Source organism: Mesorhizobium sp. M0598 (genome assembly GCF_040320865.1).
In the GTDB taxonomy this organism is placed as follows: Bacteria; Pseudomonadota; Alphaproteobacteria; order Rhizobiales; family Rhizobiaceae; genus Mesorhizobium.
Genome location: NZ_JAMYQL010000001.1, coordinates 222,764 through 240,188, shown reverse-complemented (window position 1 = coordinate 240,188; position 17,425 = coordinate 222,764). Strand labels below are relative to the sequence as shown.

Annotated in this window: 17 protein-coding genes and 1 tRNA gene; 9 read left to right on the top strand and 9 right to left on the bottom strand. The window is 62.0% G+C overall.

Features of this window, described 5'->3' with window-relative positions; all coding sequences use genetic code 11:
- Positions 1–21: 21 nt before the first annotated feature.
- The 4 genes from NKI59_RS01120 to msrB all read left to right on the top strand — a co-directional run bounded on the left by NKI59_RS01120 (position 22) and on the right by msrB (position 2,699).
- Positions 22–561, top strand: a complete 540-nt coding sequence (locus tag NKI59_RS01120; RefSeq protein ID WP_023677484.1) for a sigma-70 family RNA polymerase sigma factor — start codon at positions 22–24, stop codon at positions 559–561.
- Positions 558–1,262, top strand: a complete 705-nt coding sequence (locus NKI59_RS01115; protein WP_352702259.1) for an anti-sigma factor — start codon at positions 558–560, stop codon at positions 1,260–1,262. Before NKI59_RS01120 ends, NKI59_RS01115 begins: the two co-directional genes overlap by 4 nt.
- Positions 1,263–1,466: 204 nt before the next feature.
- Positions 1,467–2,024 carry a fasciclin domain-containing protein gene (locus NKI59_RS01110; RefSeq protein WP_352588546.1) on the top strand — a complete coding sequence of 186 codons (558 nt, stop codon included), beginning with the start codon at positions 1,467–1,469 and terminating at the stop codon, positions 2,022–2,024.
- A gap of 174 nt (positions 2,025–2,198) precedes the next feature.
- A complete protein-coding gene (msrB, locus tag NKI59_RS01105) occupies positions 2,199–2,699 on the top strand; it encodes a peptide-methionine (R)-S-oxide reductase MsrB (RefSeq protein WP_023677487.1) in 501 nt (166 codons plus the stop codon).
- Between the two features lie 126 nt (positions 2,700–2,825).
- Here msrB and NKI59_RS01100 read toward each other — a convergent pair whose 3' ends face one another.
- Together NKI59_RS01100 and NKI59_RS01095 are read right to left on the bottom strand one after the other, a co-directional pair.
- Positions 2,826–4,379, bottom strand: coding sequence for a DHA2 family efflux MFS transporter permease subunit (locus tag NKI59_RS01100; RefSeq protein WP_352702257.1), 1,554 nt, complete (start codon positions 4,377–4,379; stop codon positions 2,826–2,828).
- A gap of 67 nt (positions 4,380–4,446) precedes the next feature.
- Positions 4,447–5,625 (bottom strand): HlyD family secretion protein, encoded by a 1,179-nt coding sequence (locus NKI59_RS01095; RefSeq protein ID WP_352588540.1) that lies wholly within the window; start codon positions 5,623–5,625, stop codon positions 4,447–4,449.
- Positions 5,626–5,768: 143 nt separating this feature from the next.
- On the opposite strand from NKI59_RS01095, the gene NKI59_RS01090 reads away from it, so the two are divergent.
- Positions 5,769–6,518 carry a TetR/AcrR family transcriptional regulator gene (locus NKI59_RS01090; RefSeq protein WP_352455986.1) on the top strand — a complete coding sequence of 250 codons (750 nt, stop codon included), beginning with the start codon at positions 5,769–5,771 and terminating at the stop codon, positions 6,516–6,518.
- A 21-nt stretch (positions 6,519–6,539) separates the two neighbouring features.
- Here NKI59_RS01090 and yihA read toward each other — a convergent pair whose 3' ends face one another.
- The 5 genes from yihA to rpmH form a co-directional block, all read right to left on the bottom strand.
- Positions 6,540–7,199, bottom strand: coding sequence for a ribosome biogenesis GTP-binding protein YihA/YsxC (gene yihA, locus NKI59_RS01085; RefSeq protein WP_352472343.1), 660 nt, complete (start codon positions 7,197–7,199; stop codon positions 6,540–6,542).
- Positions 7,196–7,834 carry a CatB-related O-acetyltransferase gene (locus NKI59_RS01080; RefSeq protein ID WP_023677492.1) on the bottom strand — a complete coding sequence of 213 codons (639 nt, stop codon included), beginning with the start codon at positions 7,832–7,834 and terminating at the stop codon, positions 7,196–7,198. The genes yihA and NKI59_RS01080 overlap by 4 nt, the downstream gene beginning before the upstream one ends.
- Before the next feature lie 144 nt (positions 7,835–7,978).
- On the bottom strand, positions 7,979–9,790 hold the full coding sequence (gene yidC / locus NKI59_RS01075) for a membrane protein insertase YidC (RefSeq protein WP_352568513.1): 1,812 nt from the start codon (positions 9,788–9,790) through the stop codon (positions 7,979–7,981).
- Positions 9,791–9,803: 13 nt separating this feature from the next.
- The gene (rnpA, locus tag NKI59_RS01070; protein WP_352539960.1) at positions 9,804–10,157 is read right to left on the bottom strand and encodes a ribonuclease P protein component; all 354 of its coding nucleotides are present in this window, start codon (positions 10,155–10,157) and stop codon (positions 9,804–9,806) included.
- Between the two features lie 23 nt (positions 10,158–10,180).
- Positions 10,181–10,315 (bottom strand): 50S ribosomal protein L34, encoded by a 135-nt coding sequence (gene rpmH / locus NKI59_RS01065; protein WP_008833937.1) that lies wholly within the window; start codon positions 10,313–10,315, stop codon positions 10,181–10,183.
- A 334-nt stretch (positions 10,316–10,649) separates the two neighbouring features.
- Between rpmH and NKI59_RS01060 the strand changes: the two genes are divergently transcribed.
- The 3 genes from NKI59_RS01060 (at position 10,650) to NKI59_RS01050 (ending at position 13,487) form a co-directional block, all read left to right on the top strand.
- Complete coding sequence (locus NKI59_RS01060) at positions 10,650–12,137, top strand: ATP-binding protein (protein ID WP_352568512.1); 1,488 nt, start codon at positions 10,650–10,652, stop codon at positions 12,135–12,137.
- Between the two features lie 312 nt (positions 12,138–12,449).
- A tRNA-Arg gene (locus NKI59_RS01055) sits at positions 12,450–12,526 on the top strand.
- Positions 12,527–13,172: 646 nt separating this feature from the next.
- Positions 13,173–13,487 (top strand): antibiotic biosynthesis monooxygenase family protein, encoded by a 315-nt coding sequence (locus NKI59_RS01050; protein WP_352701780.1) that lies wholly within the window; start codon positions 13,173–13,175, stop codon positions 13,485–13,487.
- Between the two features lie 46 nt (positions 13,488–13,533).
- Here NKI59_RS01050 and NKI59_RS01045 read toward each other — a convergent pair whose 3' ends face one another.
- Positions 13,534–14,676, bottom strand: coding sequence for an alpha-hydroxy acid oxidase (locus NKI59_RS01045; protein WP_352701778.1), 1,143 nt, complete (start codon positions 14,674–14,676; stop codon positions 13,534–13,536).
- 69 nt (positions 14,677–14,745) lie between these two features.
- Entirely contained in the window at positions 14,746–15,852 is a 1,107-nt protein-coding gene (locus tag NKI59_RS01040) for a LacI family DNA-binding transcriptional regulator (protein ID WP_352701776.1), read from the bottom strand.
- 603 nt (positions 15,853–16,455) lie between these two features.
- On the opposite strand from NKI59_RS01040, the gene NKI59_RS01035 reads away from it, so the two are divergent.
- On the top strand, positions 16,456–17,418 hold the full coding sequence (locus NKI59_RS01035; RefSeq protein ID WP_352588525.1) for a sugar-binding protein: 963 nt from the start codon (positions 16,456–16,458) through the stop codon (positions 17,416–17,418).
- The last annotated feature ends 7 nt before the right edge of the window (positions 17,419–17,425 follow it).

Below are 17,425 nucleotides of genomic sequence, written 5' to 3'. Positions count from 1 at the left end.
AATCGCCTAATTTGGCGGCGGATGACGCCGCAGGACATCAGCAACCTGATTGTCCGGACTTCGATGAAGGACCGGGCTGCGTTCGATCTGCTCTACCGGCAGACCAGCGCGAAACTTTTCGGCGTCTGCCTTCGTGTATTGAAGGACCGGGGAGATGCAGAAGAGGCGCTTCAAGAGGTCTTCGTCAAGATATGGACGAAGGCGGACCGTTTCGCCGTTTCGGATCTGAGCCCGATCTCCTGGCTGGTGGCCATTGCGCGCAATCATGCGATCGATCGGATCAGGGCGCGGCGAGAGCCTGCCGCCTATATCGATGCCGCGCTCGACGTGGCCGATCCGGCGCCGGGGCCGGAGGCCATGGCCGTGGCGGGCGGTGAGTCCGAACGCATCTACCATTGTCTCAAGGAATTGGAGAAGGACCGGGCGGCGGCCGTCCGGGGCGCCTATCTGGATGGCAAAAGCTATGCCGAACTGGCGGAGCGCTATGGCGTACCGCTGAACACGATGCGGACCTGGCTGCGCCGCAGCCTGTTGAAACTGAGAGAATGCCTGGAAAGATGACGCTGGCTGACGACAATGGACCGGAACGTGGGGGCGACGACCTGTTCGCCGCCGAATACGTTCTTGGCGTTCTGGGCGCCGATGAACGCGAGATCGCGTCGCGCCGCATCGATGCGGACGCCGCCTTCGCGCGCCTTGTCGATGCCTGGGAGGCGCATCTTTCGCCGATGGCCGCCGCCTATCCGGAGACAGAGCCTCCGATCAGGGTCAAGGAAGCATTGGACCGCCGGCTGTTCGCTGCAGAGCCGCGCGCCGGCCTGTGGTCGAGCCTTGGCTTCTGGCGCGGTCTTGCCGCCGCCGCTATTGCGGCGCTGGCGATCTACATCGCCGTGCCTTACTTCCGCCCGTCCACCGAACCGCCGCAGGCGCGGCTTGTCGCCTCGCTGGCGGCCGAAGGCAGCGACGTCAAATATCTCGTCGTCTACGATGCTGCCCGTCACGAGGTCGGTCTTTCCCACGTTTCCGGCGAGCGGGCCGCCGGCAAGGACTTCGAGCTGTGGATGATCGAAGGCAAGAAGGCGCCGGTGTCGATGGGCGTCATCCCGGCCGGTGCGACCGCGCATTTGGCCATCCCGCCCGCCGTCCAGGAGAAATTGGCGCAAGGCGCCGTGCTTGCGGTCAGCGTTGAGCCTGCCGGCGGTTCACCGACCGGCCAGCCGACTGGACCGGTGGTCGCAGCGGGCGATCTGAAGAGCATCTGACCGCTTCTCATCTCCGGAAGCAGAGCTGAAATCTATCTCCCGCGATTTAAACGCCTGCAAAGCTTGTTGTCGGATGTCGATCCGCGCCGGGCAAATTGCAGAGACAAATATTTTTTTGCGGAGAGGGCGAAACTTCAGCATTTCTATCGCGTATCTCCTTGCGTTCCCAAATGAGGGGAACGATAACCCGAGGAGATTGAAATCATGCGTAAATTCGCCACCATTTTGCTTGCCGGCACGGTCGCCATTTCCGCGCTCGCCACCATTGCCTATGCTCAAAATCCGATGGTCGGCGGCGCCGCCATGTATGCCCAGAAAAACATCGTCGAAAATGCTGTCAACTCGAAGGACCACACGACGCTGGTCGCTGCCGTCAAGGCAGGCGGCCTGGTCGATACGCTGCAAAGCGCTGGCCCCTTCACTGTGTTCGCGCCGACCAACGAGGCCTTTGCGGCACTTCCAGCCGGCACGGTGGAGACGCTGCTCAGGCCTGAAAACAAGGACAAGCTCGTCAAGATCCTGACTTGCCATGTCATCGGCGCCAAAGCGATGGCCGCCGACGTCGCCAAGATGGTCAAGAACGACGGCGGCACCCACAAGGTCAAGACGGTCGGTGGTTGCGAACTGTCGCTCAAGGCCGACGGCGGCAAGGTCACCGTGACCGACGAGAACGGCAACGTCGCCAATGTGACGATCGCCGATGTCGAGCAGTCCAACGGCGTCATCCACGTCGTCGACAAGGTTCTCCTGCCGAAGATGTAACAAACGCACGCTGCCGGCGAAGATATCGCTAAGGGCCTCCCTGCGCACACTCCGCGCCGTTCACGCAAGATGTGGATAGGCGCGGAGTCCCGCTTTGAGGACAGCGATCGTCACCGGCTTTTGATTTCCGTGTGGCGGTCGAATTTGGCACAAGCAATGACAGGAGGAATGGCCATGAACCGTCGCGAGCTTCTTTTGAGTGGTGCGGCAGCCATTGGCGTTGTCGCAGGCGCCACCGCGCTGCGCATGGGCGGAGCCCAGGATGCACGCGCGGCTGAGACTTTCGAGGTTACCAAGACCGAAGCCGAGTGGCGCGCCATCCTGTCCGACGCGGCCTTCAATGTGCTGCGCAAGGAGGGCACGGAATACCCGGGCACCAGTCCGCTGCTCAACGAGCACCGCAAAGGCATCTTCGCTTGCGCCGGCTGCGGCCTGCCGGTCTATTCGTCAGAGACCAAGTTCGATTCCGGCACAGGCTGGCCGAGCTTCTGGCAGGAAATCCCGAATTCCGTCGGCAAGACCGTGGACAGGTCTTTGGGCATGACCCGCACGGAGGTCCATTGTCGCCGCTGCGGCGGCCATCTCGGCCACGTATTCGACGACGGTCCGCCGCCGACCGGGTTGCGACACTGCATCAATGGCGTTGCCTTGACCTTCAAGCCGGCGACGGCGTGAGGACGGCTGCGACCCTGACTTTGTCGGAGCGCGAGAGGACTTCGTAATGGTTGATTTTGCGCATGACCCCGAAAATCGCTTTTCGGGGTCATGCGCGAGGGCGCCAGGCGGGGGATCCAGCGCGCCTCAATGGCCTCCGCCACCGCCGCCCTGAGCGGCTGGCTTGCGGATCACCAGGGTGAAGAGCCCAATCGTCGCGAACAAAACCGTCAGCATGAAGAATACGTCCATGAACGACAGCAGCGACGCCTGCTGCTGGACCATGCCTGACAGTTTGGAGATGGCCGCCTTGGAGGCGTCGAGCCCGGCGGTCTGCTCGAAGTTGAGCGTCATGTTCTGCAGCTTCTGCTGCGCAGCGGCGCTTCCCCATTGCACGTGCTCGGAGAGCCTGGCGTAGTGGAAGGCATTGCGGTCGATCAGCACGGTGTTGATGACTGCCAGGCCGACGGCGCCGCCGAGATTGCGGGTCAGGTTGAACAGGCCAGAAGCATTCTTCAGCCGCTCCGGCGGCAAGGTTCCGAGCGCAATGTTGTTGATCGGCACCATGCAAAGCATCATCGAGCAGCCGCGCAGGATCTGCGGGATCAGCAGTTCATAGAAATCCCAGTCGGCGGTGAGATGCGTCATCCACCAGGTCCCCGTGGCGAAGCCGAAGAAGCCGATCATCATCATGATGCGCGGGTCCATCTTGTTCGACAGGATGCCGGAGATCGGCGCAGTGAAGAACATGGCCAGGCCGCTGACGAACAGCGCCTCGCCGATCATCATCGAATCGTAGCCGCGGATCCGACCCAGGAACACCGGATAAAGATAGGTCAGACCGTAGAGGCCGATGCCGACGACGAAGGAGAACAGCGAGCCGAAGGCAAAATTGATATTGCTGAAAGCCCTCAGATCGACAATCGGCTCCTCGGCGGTGAACACGCGCCAGAAGAACAGCACCGCGCCGAAGGTCATGATGACGGCGCAGATGAACACCGCCTGATCCTGCAGCCAGTCGTTGTTGGGACCTTCCTCCAGCACATATTCCATGCAGCCCAGGAAGGCGGCCATGCCGGCAAGCCCCCACCAGTCGAACTTGCTGAACAGCTTGAGATTGGGTTTGTCGAAGTCGATCAGCGACCAGGCGGCCGTCGTCACCAGAATGCCGGGCACGACGTTGACCAGGAACAGCCAGTGCCAGGACATGGCATGACTGATATAGCCGCCGACGGTCGGGCCGATGGTTGGCGCCAGCGTCGCCACCAGACCGATCATCGGCGAGACGATGGCGCGACGCGACGGCGGGAAGATGGTGAAGGCGGCTGCAAAGACGCTCGGGATCATGCCGCCGCCGATGAAGCCCTGCACGGCGCGGTAGACGATCATCTGGTCGATATTGGTTGCGGTCGCCGCCAGCGCGCTGGCCGCGGTGAAACCTGCCGCCGAGATTGTGAACAGCACCCGCGTCGACAGCATCCGGCTGAGGACGCCCGACAGCGGGATCATCACCACCTCGGCAATCAGATACGCCGTCTGCACCCACGGAATCTCGTCCGAACTGGCGCTCAGGCCCGCCTGGATCTCGGCCAGCGAGGCCGAGACGATCTGGATGTCCAGGATGGCCATGAACATGCCGAACACCATTGCCAGGAAGGCGATGACGCGGCGTGTCGAGATGTGGTCAACCGGCACCGGCATGGCTGGCGTCGGCGCCGATCCTGCAGTTAGGGTTGCGGTCGCCATGACCTTTGCTCCCGGTTCCGCTTTACTTCGATGCCGAAGGCGCCGTGCGGCTGTCGACGGCGACGACGACGCTCAGGCCGGCGCGAAGCTTGCCCGTCTTCAGCACATCCGCGGGCACGTCTATGCGAACCGGAACGCGCTGCACCACCTTGGTGAAATTGCCTGTGGCGTTTTCCGGCGGCAGCAGCGAGAACACTGCTCCCGAAGCCGGGGCCAGCGACGACACGGTACCCTCGATGTCCTGACCGTCGATCGCGTCGACCGACACTCTGACCTTTTCACCAGGCATCAGCCGGGCAAGCTGGGTCTCCTTGAAGTTGGCGACGATGTAGAGCTTGTCCATTGGCACGATGACGGCGAGCTTCTGTCCGGGGCTGATCAGGTCGCCCTGCTCGACCGAGCGGTTGCCGACCACGCCGTCATAGGGTGCGCGCAGCACGGTGAAGGACAGATCCCGCACCGCCTTGTCGTGGGCAAGCTGCAGCGAGGCCAGCGTGCTTGCCGATTCCGCCCGCTGCGCCTGGAGCACGCCGATATTCGCCTGAGCCGCCGCGATCTGCGCGTCGGCGCCGGCTAGTGCGGCATTGGCTTGCTCGACCGCCGTCTGGGCATCGTCCAACTGGGCCTGGGTACCGACGCGGGTCTTGAGCAACTGGGCGGCACGAACCTGAGCTCGCTTCGCATTATCGGCCGCGGCCTGGTCGGCGGTCTTCTGCGCCTGCGCCTGCTTGAGCGAGGCGCGCGCCGCCTCGGTCTGGGCATCGATGCGGTCGAGCGTCTTGCTCAACGTGGCGATCTGCGCCTCGGCCTGGGCAACGGCTATCTTGTAGTCGCCGTCATCGACGATCAGCAGCGGGTCGCCGGCCTTCACCTGCTGGTTCTCGGTCACTTTGACCTGATCGACATAACCCGAGATTTTTGGCGAGATGAACGCCGTGTCGGCCTGGACATAGGCGTCGTCGGTCGTGATCATGAAGCGCCCGTCGGTCCAGTAATCATAGCCATACCAGGCGCCGGCGCCCAGCAGGGCCAGGCCGATGATGGGCAGCAACATCGAGCGCATCGAGCGCTTCTTCTTGGCGGGAGCCAGCGGGGTGACGTCGGCGGGCTTGAGAGGGGTTTCCGGCGCTTCGATCGCAGGCTGGACCTTGGCACTGGGGAAGGGGCGGACTTCGGCACTGGTGGGCGCGTTCGAGGACATGATATCTCTCTAAATTAATTGGCGCTGAATTTCGTCAGACTGAACCGTTCGGTTCGATCTCGACGTTGACTTAGCGCTTAAAGAGGCCCATATCAAGAGCAATCGAACCGGATGGTTCGAATTATTTTACGAGGTGTGACATTATGGCCGAAGCCCCCAAGGCCGCTCCTTTGCCTGATTCAGGCCCATTGCCCAGCGCCGGCAAGGACCAGTGCGATCTGCTGGACAGTCTGCCGCGCGGCCGCCCAGCCGCGGGGCAAGACCCGGTCAAGCGCAGCCAGATCATCGAGGGTGCGCGCCGTGTCTTCATCGACAAGGGCTTCGAAGCCGCGTCGATGAACGACATTACGCGCGAGGCCGGCGTGTCCAAGGGCACCATCTATGTCTACTTCGCCAACAAGGAAGAGCTGTTCGAAGCGCTGATCGAGGAAGAGCGCGGCACGATTTTCAAGAACATGTACGAAGTGCTCGACCAGATCGGCGACCTTCGCCAGACGCTGGTGAAGTTCGGCATCGTGCTGTCCATGAAGATCACTTCGGCGAGGGTCATCCTGGCGCAGCGGACGGTGATCGGCGCGTCGGAACGCATCCCGGAGCTTGGTGCCCGGTTCTACGAACGCGGCCCGAAGCGCGGCCATGACAGGGTCGTCGTTTTCCTCAACATGGCTATCGAACGCGGCCTGCTGAAGATCGACGACGTCGAGCTTGCCGCCTATCAGTTCACCGAGCTGTGCCTGGCCGGCCTTTTCCGCCAGTGCATTTTCGCCTATCGCACCAAGGCGCCAAGTGCGGCCGAGATCGAACACATCGTCAGGTCGGGCGTCGATGTGTTCCTGAAGGCCTACGGCACCGAACAGCTTGCAGAGCAGGAACGGGCCTCCAGCCCCGCCTGACAGGCTGCCAGGGTCGGTGGCCTATCCGCCATTGGCGGCGAGCACGATCGCCGCACGCAATTCCTCGAGGCCCTCGCTCTTTTCCGACGACGTGGCGAGCACGAAGGGAAATGCCGCCGGGCGTTTCTTGATCTTCTGGAGCGTTTCCTCGACCAGTCGCGGTACCCCCGCCGCCTTGATCTTGTCGGTCTTGGTCAGCACGATCTGATACGACACCGCCGCCTTGTCGAGCAGCGACAGCACCTCGTCGTCCTTGGCCTTGATGCCATGGCGGGCATCGATCAGCACGTAGACGCGCTTCAGCGTCACCCGGCCCTTGAGATAGTCGAAGACGAGCTTCGTCCACTCGTCGACCTTTTCCTTCGGTGCCGTGGCGTAGCCATAGCCTGGCATGTCGACCAGCGCCATCGGCGGCAGATCGGCGCCTTCTCCCGAAAATCCGCCAGGCACGAAATAGTTGAGCTCTTGCGTACGGCCCGGCGTGTTGGAGGTGCGCGCCAGCCCCTTTTGGTTGACCAGCGCGTTGATCAGCGACGATTTGCCGACATTGGAGCGGCCGGCAAAGGCGATCTCGGGTGGACCCTCCGGCGGCAGGAATTTCATCGCCGGCACGCCGCGGATGAAGATCCAGGCTCGCGTGAACAATTCGATGCCGATCGTGGTCTTGTTCAACGCGTTCAAACCGCTGCCTCCAGAAGAAAAATGTTGCTGCCACGAATGGCATCGAGATTGCGGCTGATCTTTTCCACCGGCCAGTGCCACCACGCCAGCGCCAGCAGCCGCCGGATGGTCCTGTCGTCGAAGCGCATCTTCACCACCTTGGCCGGATTACCAGCGACGATCGCATAGGCCGGCACATCGTGCGTCACCACCGACTTTGCCGCGACGATGGCGCCGTCGCCGATCTTCACGCCGGGCAGCATAACCGCTTCCATGCCGATCCAGACGTCGTTGCCGACGATTGTATCGCCGCGCACCTCCTTCGACCATGTCGCCGGGTCGAAACCTTCTTCCCAGCCATGGCCGAAGATGTTGAACGGATAGGTCGAAAAGCCGGACATGGCGTGATTGGCGCCGTTCATGATGAAGCGCGCACCCTCGGCAATGGCGCAGAACTTGCCGATGATCAGCCTGTCGCCGATGAACGGATAATGATGCAGCACGCATTTTTCGGCGAATTTGTCGGGTCCGTCAGGGTCGTCATAATAGGTAAAGTCGCCAATCTCGATATTCGGCGCCGTCACCAGCGGTTTCAGAAAGCCGACGCGCGTGTGCAACGGGATCGGATGCTTGATCGATGGATTGGGTCCGGTCATATCGAGCTCCGTCGAGCAACTGCCAGCCAGGTCAAAATAGCGCGATCCGTCCGGCAGTACCAATCGCTTAATCCAGGCGGGCAGCTTGTGCAAAAAGCCCCGGACGAACCGGGGCTTTTTGGTCTCGCATAGTCGGAGTGCCGGCTATTCCGCCGGCGACGGTTTCTTGCGGAACAGCGCGACCAGATTGTCCCACAATTCGATCTTGGCGCCTTGCCGCTTCATGATCACACCCTGCTGCAGGATCGACAGTGTGTTGTTCCAGGCCCAGTAGATGACCAGGCCGGCCGGAAAACCCGCCATCATGAAGGTGAAGATCACGGGCATCCAGGTGAAGATCGCAGCCTGCGTCGGGTCCGGCGGCGTCGGGTTCATGCGCATCTGCAGGAACATCGTCACACCCATGATCAGCGGCCAGACGCCGATCATCAGCATGTGCGGCAAGGTAACGGGGATCAGTCCGAACAGGTTGAAGATCGACGTCGGGTCCGGCGCCGCCAGATCCTGGATCCAGCCGAAGAACGGCGCGTGCCGCATCTCGATGGTGATGTAGAGCACCTTGTAGAGCGAGAAGAACACCGGGATCTGCAATGCCACCGGCCAGCAGCCGGCGAGCGGATTGATCTTTTCGGTCTTGTACAGCTCCATCATCGCCTGCTGCTGCTTCATCTTGTCGTCCGCGTATTTCTCGCGGATCTCGAGCATCTTGGGCTGCACCTTCTTCATGTTCGCCATCGACGCATAGGACTTGTTGGCGAGCGGGAAGAACAGCGCCTTGACAATGACGGTGGTGGCGAGGATCGCCAGACCGAAATTGCCGAAGAATTTGTAAAGCGTGTCGATCAGCGAGAACATCGGCTGAGTTATGAACCAGAACCAGCCCCAATCGATCAGCTTTTCGAAAAGCCTTATCTTGCGATCTTTCTCGTAAGCATTGATCTTGTTGACTTCCTTTGCGCCGGCAAAGATCTCCGATTCAATGGTCTTGGATTCGCCGGGCTGCAGCGCAATCGCGTCCGTGCGGAAGTCGGCTTGATAGCGATGACGGCCGTCCTCGTAATAAGCGAAGTTTGGCTGAAACTCCTGCGCTTCTGTCGGCACCAGCGTCGCCGCCCAGTATTTGTCGGTGATGCCCAGCCAACCGTCCTTGGACTTGCTCGGTGTGTACTGCTTGTTTTTCTCGAGATCGGCGTATTTGTGTTCCTGCAGGCCTTCGCTGCCGGTGACGCCGATCAGGCCTTCGTGCAACACATAGATGCTGGCGACCGCCGGCTTGTCGAAGCGGGTGATGCGGCCGTAATTGAACAGCGAGACAGGGCTGCTACCGGAATTCTGCACGGTGTCGGAAACGGTGAACATGTAGTCGTTGTCGACCGAGAATGAGCGTTTGAAAGTCAGGCCCTTGTCGTTGGTGAAGGTGAGCGTCACTGGTGTAGCCGGCGTTAGCGTCGGATTGCCGTCGACGTTCCAAACGGTCTTGGGTCCCGGCAGCGTTCCCACCTTGTCTTCGCCAACAAAGCCGATCTCGGCGAAATATCCGTTCGGCAGCGACTCAGGATTGAGCAGCGCGATCTTGGGTGAGTTTTTGTCGACCGTCTCCGTGTAGTGCTTGAGCTTGAGATCATCGAGACGCGCGCCGGTGAGGTTGATCGAGCCTTCGAGGCTCGGCGTGTCGATCTTGACGCGGCTGGTCGAGGCAATCGCCTGGTCGCGGCTGGCCGGCGTCACGGCGTCGCCGCCAGGCGCGCTCGGAATGGCGCCCGGCTGCACCGGTGTTTCGCTGGCGCCCGGGCTGGTGCCTTGGGCAGCCTTCTTCTGCTCCGCCACGCGCTGCTCTTCGATGCGGGCGGCTTCGCGCTGCATCTCGCTGCGCGGCATCACATAGAAATATTGCCAAAGCGCCAGGATCAGCACCGACAGTGCGATGGTGATGAAGAAGTTGCGGTTGTTTTCCATCGAAGCCCTTGGCCTATCGTGTTCCACGCAATCTGCGGGAGAGTTCGGCCTTCAACTGGCCGAACGGAGTGGTAAGCACGTCTTCGCGCCCGACGATGACATAATCATTGCCGGGCGCCATGTCATCCGCGGCATGCGTGCGCACGGCCTCTCTCAGCCGCCGCCGGATGCGGTTGCGAACGACGGCGTTGCCGACCTTCCTGGTGACGGTGTAGCCGACGCGCGGCGCCTCGCTGTCGCCGCGGCCCAGGACCTCGACGAGGAAAAGCCGCCCGCGGCGCTTTTCGCCGCGGCGGACAGCCAGGAATTCCGCGCGCTTCAGAAGCCGCTTGGGATGGGCACCCGTTGGCTTGCCGGTTGCGGGCAACGATCTTGTCTCTCGCTTGGTGCTCAGGCGCTGAGACGCTTGCGGCCGCGGTTGCGGCGGGCTGCGACGACGCCGCGGCCACCCTTGGTGGCCATGCGGGCACGGAAACCGTGCCTGCGTTTGCGGACGAGTTTGGACGGCTGGTAAGTACGCTTCATTTGTTTAAATACCGCGGGGTGCGGCCCTTCTTGATTCTGTCACTTTGTAACAGGAGCTTTGCCGGGCCGGTTTTGGCGCGATCGAAACCGCGCCGGGACGAATGGCCCGAGCGTGAGCGGGCTTATAGAAAGAAGGGTTTTGGAAGTCAATCCAGCGTGTCGGGCCGGCATTGTCGGACCGGCATCGAAGTCTTGCGGCCCTTTGTCCGGCTTCGGCCAAGGATGAATTTGGCAAAAAAGCCGCAATCGCCTAATCTCACCCGATCAAGCGATCGTGAAGACGAGCAGTCCCTAAGACAAGCAGCCGTGATGACAGGCAGCCGTGACGACGAGCATGAGTGAAGTCCCAGCAACCGACGAACGCATCGCCCAGGCGAAGGCGGCCACCCGCAGGGTGCCGCTGGCGCGCGGCCTGTCGACCAAGTTGCTGCTGCTCACCATCGTCTTCGTGCTCTTGGCCGAAATCCTCATCTTCGTGCCCTGGATCGCCAGCTACAGGCTGAGTTGGCTGAAGGAGAGGCTGAGCACCGCCGCCGCGGTTTCCATCGTCCTGGTGCAGGGCGAACCTGCCTCGCTGTCGCGTGCCGCCCAGAACGACGTACTGATGGCGATCGGCGCCAAGGCGATCGCCGTGCGCGACGGCGGCGTCTCGCGGCTTCTGGTCGTGGCCGAAATGCCGCCGCAGGTCGACGAGCATATCGATATCGCCAATGTCGGCATGATCAAGGGTATGACCGGCGCGCTGGACACGCTGTTTTTCGGCGGCAAGCGGATGCTGCGCGTTTTCGGGCCGGTCGGCGACAGCGACAAAGAATTCGAGCTGATCATGCCCGACCACCGCCTGCGCAATGCCATGCTGATCTATTCGCGCAACGTCGCCTTCGTCTCGCTGCTGATCTCGCTGTTCACCGCCATGCTGGTCTACGCCGCGATAGACCTGATCATGATCGGCCCGATCAGGACGATGACACGCTCGATGCTGTCCTTTTCCGAGGCGCCCGACGATCCCGGTCGCATCATTCACCCCGCCGCCCGGGCCGACGAGATCGGCGTCGCCGAACGCGAGCTGTCGCAGATGCAGGAGCGGTTGCAGAAGATGCTGACCGAGCAGAAGCACCTGGCCGATCTCGGCCTGGCCGTGTCGAAGATCAATCACGACATGCGCAACATCCTCGCCTCGGCGCAACTGATGTCGGACCGCCTGCGCCAGGTCAAGGACCCGACCGTGCAGGCCTTCGCACCAAAACTGCTGCGCGCGCTCGACCGTGCGGTGTCCTACTCGGAGGGCGTGCTGGCCTATGGCCGCACCCAGGAGCCGCCGCCGTCGCGCCGCAGGCTGCGGCTGCGCCAGCTGGTCGAGGACGTCCAGGGCCTGCTCGACATCGAATGCGGCATCGAATTCGTCAACGCCGTCGATCCGGTGCTCGAGGTCGACGCCGATTCCGACCAGCTGTTCCGCGTGCTCACCAATCTTAGTCGCAACGCCGTGCAGGCGATGGCGGCCGACACCGAGAGCGCCGTGGTGCGCCGCTTGACCATATCGGCCGAGCGCATCGGCAGCGTCAGCCGCATCGTCGTCACCGACACCGGCCCCGGCCTGCCGCCAAAGGCGCGAGAAAACCTGTTCGCGGCATTTCGCGGCTCGGCCCGCAGCGGCGGCACCGGCCTTGGCCTGGCGATCGCCCATGAATTGATCCGCGCCCATGGCGGCACGGTGGAGCTGGTCGAATCGATCGGCGGTCGCACCACATTCGCCGTCACCATTCCCGACCAGCCGGTCCGGCTCGACCAGGCCCGCAACGGTCTGCGCCGCCCGGCGTAACGAACCGTTTCGTTACGGACCGTTTCAATTCGCAAATGGTTGGTCCGAGACTACGAGCCATCGGCTCGGCCGCCGTGCAACGGCGTGTTTCGTTACGGGCCGTTCCGATTGGCAAATGACTGATCCAAGACGACGACCTATCGGCTCGGCCGCCGCGTGACGCGATCTTGCCTTCGCCGGCCGGCGCATGACGGCAAAACTTTTGGCCAGGATCGGCTTGCTTTTCGCAAATTCAGTCGCTAGGGAACAGCTCACATTCGCGGCCGGTCGCCAGGATCGGATCGCGGGGCTATGCAAAGCATGGCCTGTTGCGCGCCCGTAGCTCAGCTGGATAGAGCACCAGACTACGAATCTGGGGGTCAGGAGTTCGAATCTCTTCGGGCGCGCCATTAAACTCATGCCTACCCGGGAACATTGGTAACAGAATCTACTGCCGGTGGCCGGAAAGTCGCGAGGGCTGAGCGCCATCCATGCCCAAAAGGGGATCGTCAGCTAATGCTGCTCAGTCGGCCTGCTTAATCTCCGGGCCCGGTTCAGTCGGCGGGGCCTGGCGTGCAATCCTGGCCAGTGCATTCCTGCACGGGATCTTTCGCCGGCGGGAGACAATTTTGGCCCTCACAATGAACGGGCGGCTGCGTTGTTGCGGCTTTATTGTTCTGCGGCACAGGCCGATCCTCAGCGCGAACGGCCGGCATTCCAAGGTCGATCATGGCCGTGCACAAGAGCGCAATCCGAAGCAAATTCATTTTCGCCTCCGCAACTGACAGCGAGACGCAGATTATACCTTCGAACTGCGGCCAACATCCTGTCACCCGCGAACGGCGTTAACAGCGCGTTTCATTGCCGGTCGGAAGGGCGTACCGATTGAGATCGAGCGTCGTCCTCTTCCTGGCAAAATAGCACCAGAAACGGGGCTTTCGGCCAGAGGTGACTGAAGCCAACCTTCCGATTTTCCTGTACACCTGTTCGAAGGGTTCGAGGTGCGTTAGGGCCTCGCATATTCGAGGTTTTCAGTTCTTTCACGGGGGAACGTACATGACGGCGTTCAACAGCGTCCGCTTCCGGGTCAAGCCGGGTAGTGAAGACGAATTCGTCGAACTGTTCAGCAGCGCTCCGCGCAATTTCGAGGGATTGCGAAAAATGGCTCTCATCAAATCGGGAGATGGCGCCTTCTTCTCGATTGGAGAGTGGGACACTTTTCAGCACATGGTCGATGCCAGGCACAAAATGCTGGGCAATCTTGATCGGTTCCGGCATACGTTGCAGCAGCTTGAGGGCGGATATACGGATGCTGTTTCCGGCGAGGCTGTCTTCGAAACGGACGGCAGGAGCAGCGGCAGGTCGGTATAGTTTCGCACTTCGAAAAGCTTATGCCGTGCGCCACTTCCCGGCTCTATTACCTAAACCGCACATTCCCCCTGGAAAGCTCTGCCACCGACCTGCATCCCATCAGCCGCATGTCGCGTTCGATCTCGGTTCGCATCAGGCCGAGCGCCCGTTCGACGCCGGCCTGTCCGGCGGCTGCCAGCGGGAAGAGATAGTAGCGCCCGAGGCCGACGGCCTTGGCGCCCAGTGACAGGGCTTTCAGGACATGCGTGCCGCGCTGGACGCCGCTGTCGATGATCACGTCTATCTTGTCCCCCACTGCGTCGGCAATCTCCGACAGTTGGTCGAAGGGGCTGCGCGAGCCGTCCAGCTGTCTGCCGCCATGATTTGACAGAACGATACCGGTGCAGCCGATGTCGACGGCTTTTCTGGCATCGGCGACGCTCATGATCCCCTTCAGGCAAAACTGGCCGTTCCAGAAGCGGACCATGTCTTCGACGTCCTTCCAATCCAGCGATGGATCGAGGATCTCGGTGAAATAGCGGCTGATGGAAAGCGCTCCGCCACCGAGATCGATATGGCCGTCCAACTGCGGCAGGCTGAACTTTTCGTGCGTCAAATAGTCGATAGCCCATCTCGGCTTGATCGCGAACTGCATCATGCCGCCGAGCGTAAGCCGAAAGGGGATGGAAAAGCCGGTCCGCAGGTCACGCTCGCGGTTTCCGCCGGTGACGCTGTCGACCGTCAGCATCATCACCTCGACGCCGGACGTCTTGGCGCGCTCCATCATGGCGCGGTTCAGGCCGCGATCCCTGTGGAAATAGAACTGATAGACCTGCGGCGTCCTGTGCTTGCGGACTTCCTCCAGGCTGACCGTGCCGAGCGACGAGACGCCGAACATCGTGCCGAACTTCTCCGCCGCCGCGGCGACGGCGCGCTCGCCGCTATGGTGAAACAGTCGCTGGAGAGCCGTCGGCGAACAATAGACCGGCATCGCCAGCTTCTGGCCCATGACGGTGACCGACATGTCGACCTGTCCGACGCCGGCAAGGACATTGGGGACGAGATCGCAGTCCTCGAACGCGGCCGTGTTGCGCCGCAGCGTCGTCTCGTCGTCCGCGCCGCCATCGATATAATTGAAGATCGGATCTGGCAGGCGCTGTTTTGCCAGCCGGCGGAAGTCCTGAAAATTGTAGCAGCTTTGCAATCTCATGAAATCAATCGGGTATATGCCGGGCCCGATGTCAAGCCTGTGCCATTGTCGATCGCCGGCGCTCTCGCCTCAGCCCGCCAGAGCGCCAACCGACTCCCGCTCCACCAGTGGGCATTCGAGCTTGGTGATGGGATAGCGGCCACGACCGGGAGCAGCGGGGACTTCAAGCTGCTCGATCGCCCATTGTCCCATCGCCATATGCGGCAGGATCGACGTCGTCAGCGGCGGGAACAGATGCCGCGCGATCTCCTCGTCGTCATAACCGATCACCGAAATATCCCGGGGGATGTGCAGGCCGGCCTCCTTTAGCGCCTCGTAGCAGCCGATCGCGGTGCGGTCGTTCTGGCAGAAGATGGCGGTCGGCCGGTCCTTCAGCGCCAAGAGCTTGACGGTCGCGGCATAGCCGGCGCTCGCCGACCAATCGCCTTCGACGACCAGCGCCGGGTCGAACGGGATGTCGGCTGTCGCCAGCGCCCGGCGGTAACCCTTCAGGCGGTCCTGCGCCGCCTGCATCCAGGGCTCGCCGGTAATGGTGGCGATACGTCTGTGGCCATGGCTGATCAGGTGCCGGGTCGAGCTCTGGCCGCCGGCGATCTCGCTCGGCACCACGGCGGGGAAGGCATAGTCGGCGGTGTAGCAGTTGAGCAGGATGACCGGAATGTCGAGGCCGTAGAGATGGTCCGGCGCGACGATCTCGCGGGTGAAGATGGTCATGTAGATCAGCGCCGAAATGCCCCGCTTGGTCAGCGCCGCGATGGCGCGAGACTCCATCACCTCGTCGCCCATGGTCTGCGCCACCAAAAGCACATTGCCGGCGTTCCATGAGGCTTGCCGCGCCCCTTCAATGGCGACGACCGCCTCCGGGCTGGTCGCCAACTGGTCGACGGCGAAGCCGATCACGCCATCCAGCCCGTCGAATGCTGCAACCGGGGCTCGCAAGGCAGAAAACACGGGCGGCGAATAGCCCAGCGTTCGCGCCGTCTCGATCACCCGCTCTCGGGTTTGCTGCGACAGCCTGATGCCCGGCGTGTTGTTGAGCACGAACGAAACCGTCGCCTGCGAACAGCCTGCCGCCCTGGCGATGTCGGTCATGGTAACGCGGCCCTTGGGGTTTTTCCCGGACAGCTTGCGCCGCCTGGAGACATCGGGATCGCTGCGATCCGTCGGTTCGCTCATGGTTTCATGTTTCCCACCCCGGCCCGTCTAACCGGATCGCGTCGCGGGCGGCAAGCCGGTCCGACATGCCGCGTTTATAAACGGAAATCAAATTTATCATTATTATCAATCGAATCCCATCGCCCGCCATACGGCGGCGCAAACGACAATCTCGCCACAAAGCTTGATTTCTCGCGGATTTCTGCCGCTGCGCAAGCCATCGACGGTCCGCTCGATCCCCTGGCGTCTCTCTGCTCCACGCGGCGGCCAAGGCCTTGCCGCTCATGGCAAGCGACGTTCCAACCAAGAAACTAATACTGTTTACTAATAACTCGCAACGTTCTAAAGTCAATTTGTCATGCCCGGCATGGATCATGCTGGGCGCGGCAAATCGAGCGTGCGACGCGATGTCTGGCGGCTCTCGGGCCGGCGTAATGCGTCGCGCAATCGAAAATGTCAGACAAATCGGACTATTTACTAACCGCAAACGAGTGTCTAGAGTTTGCATCGTGGCTGGATTGGCGCCGTTCTTTCGCTGCCGGAACCCTTGAGGAGGAGGGGCGTCCAAGCCGCAATCCGCAAATTCACATCAGCGACACGACTGATTCAAATGGGAGGTTGAACATGAAATCTGTGATACGAAATACGTCCGTCGCCGCCGCGGCCCTGCTGCTCGGCCTGTCCGTCACGGCAATTGCGCGCGCCGACGACAAGCCGACGCTGGCCTTCGTCGTCAACGGCGCTTCCGATTTCTGGAAGGCGGCCGAAGCCGGCGTCAAGAAGGCTCAAGGCGAACTGCCCAACTATAGTCTGGAGCTCAAATATCCGGAACAGTCCTCGGTCGCCATACAGCAGCGCCTGATGGACGATCTGGTGACGGCCGGCGTGAAGGGGATCATGGTTTCGGCGGTGGACCCCAAGACGTCGACCGACGGGCTGAACAAGATCGCCTCGGAGACGGCATTGTTCACCACCGACAGCGACGCGCCGCAGACCAAGCGTGTCGCCTATATCGGCTCGTCCAATGTCGATGCCGGCAAGCAGGCGGCCGAGATCGCCAAGAAGGCAATGCCCGACGGCGGCAAGTGCCTCGGCTTCGTTGGCCTGCTCGGCGCCGACAATGCCAAGGAGCGCATCCAGGGCATGAAGGACGGCCTCGCGGGCACCAAGATCGAATTGGTCGACGTGCGTGGCGACGACATCGATCAGGCCCGCGCCAAGAAGAACGTCGAGGACGCGCTGGTCGCCAGCCCCGACGTCACCTGCATGGTCGGCTTCTACTCCTACAACACGCCGCGCATCTATGAAGCGCTGCGCGATGCCGGCAAGCTCGGCCAGATCACCGTCGTCGGCTTCGACGACGATCCGATCACGCTGGGCGGCGTCAAGGAAGGTACCGTCGCCGCCACCGTCGTGCAGCAACCCTTCGAATGGGCCTATCAGGGCATGAAGCTGATGGCTGCCTATCTCGAGGGCGACAAGTCGGGCGTTCCCGCCGATGGCCTGATCATCGTGCCGACCAAGATCATCGGCAAGGACGATGTCGACGCCTACGCCGCCAACCTCAAGGCGATGTCGGGAAATTGAGCGAATA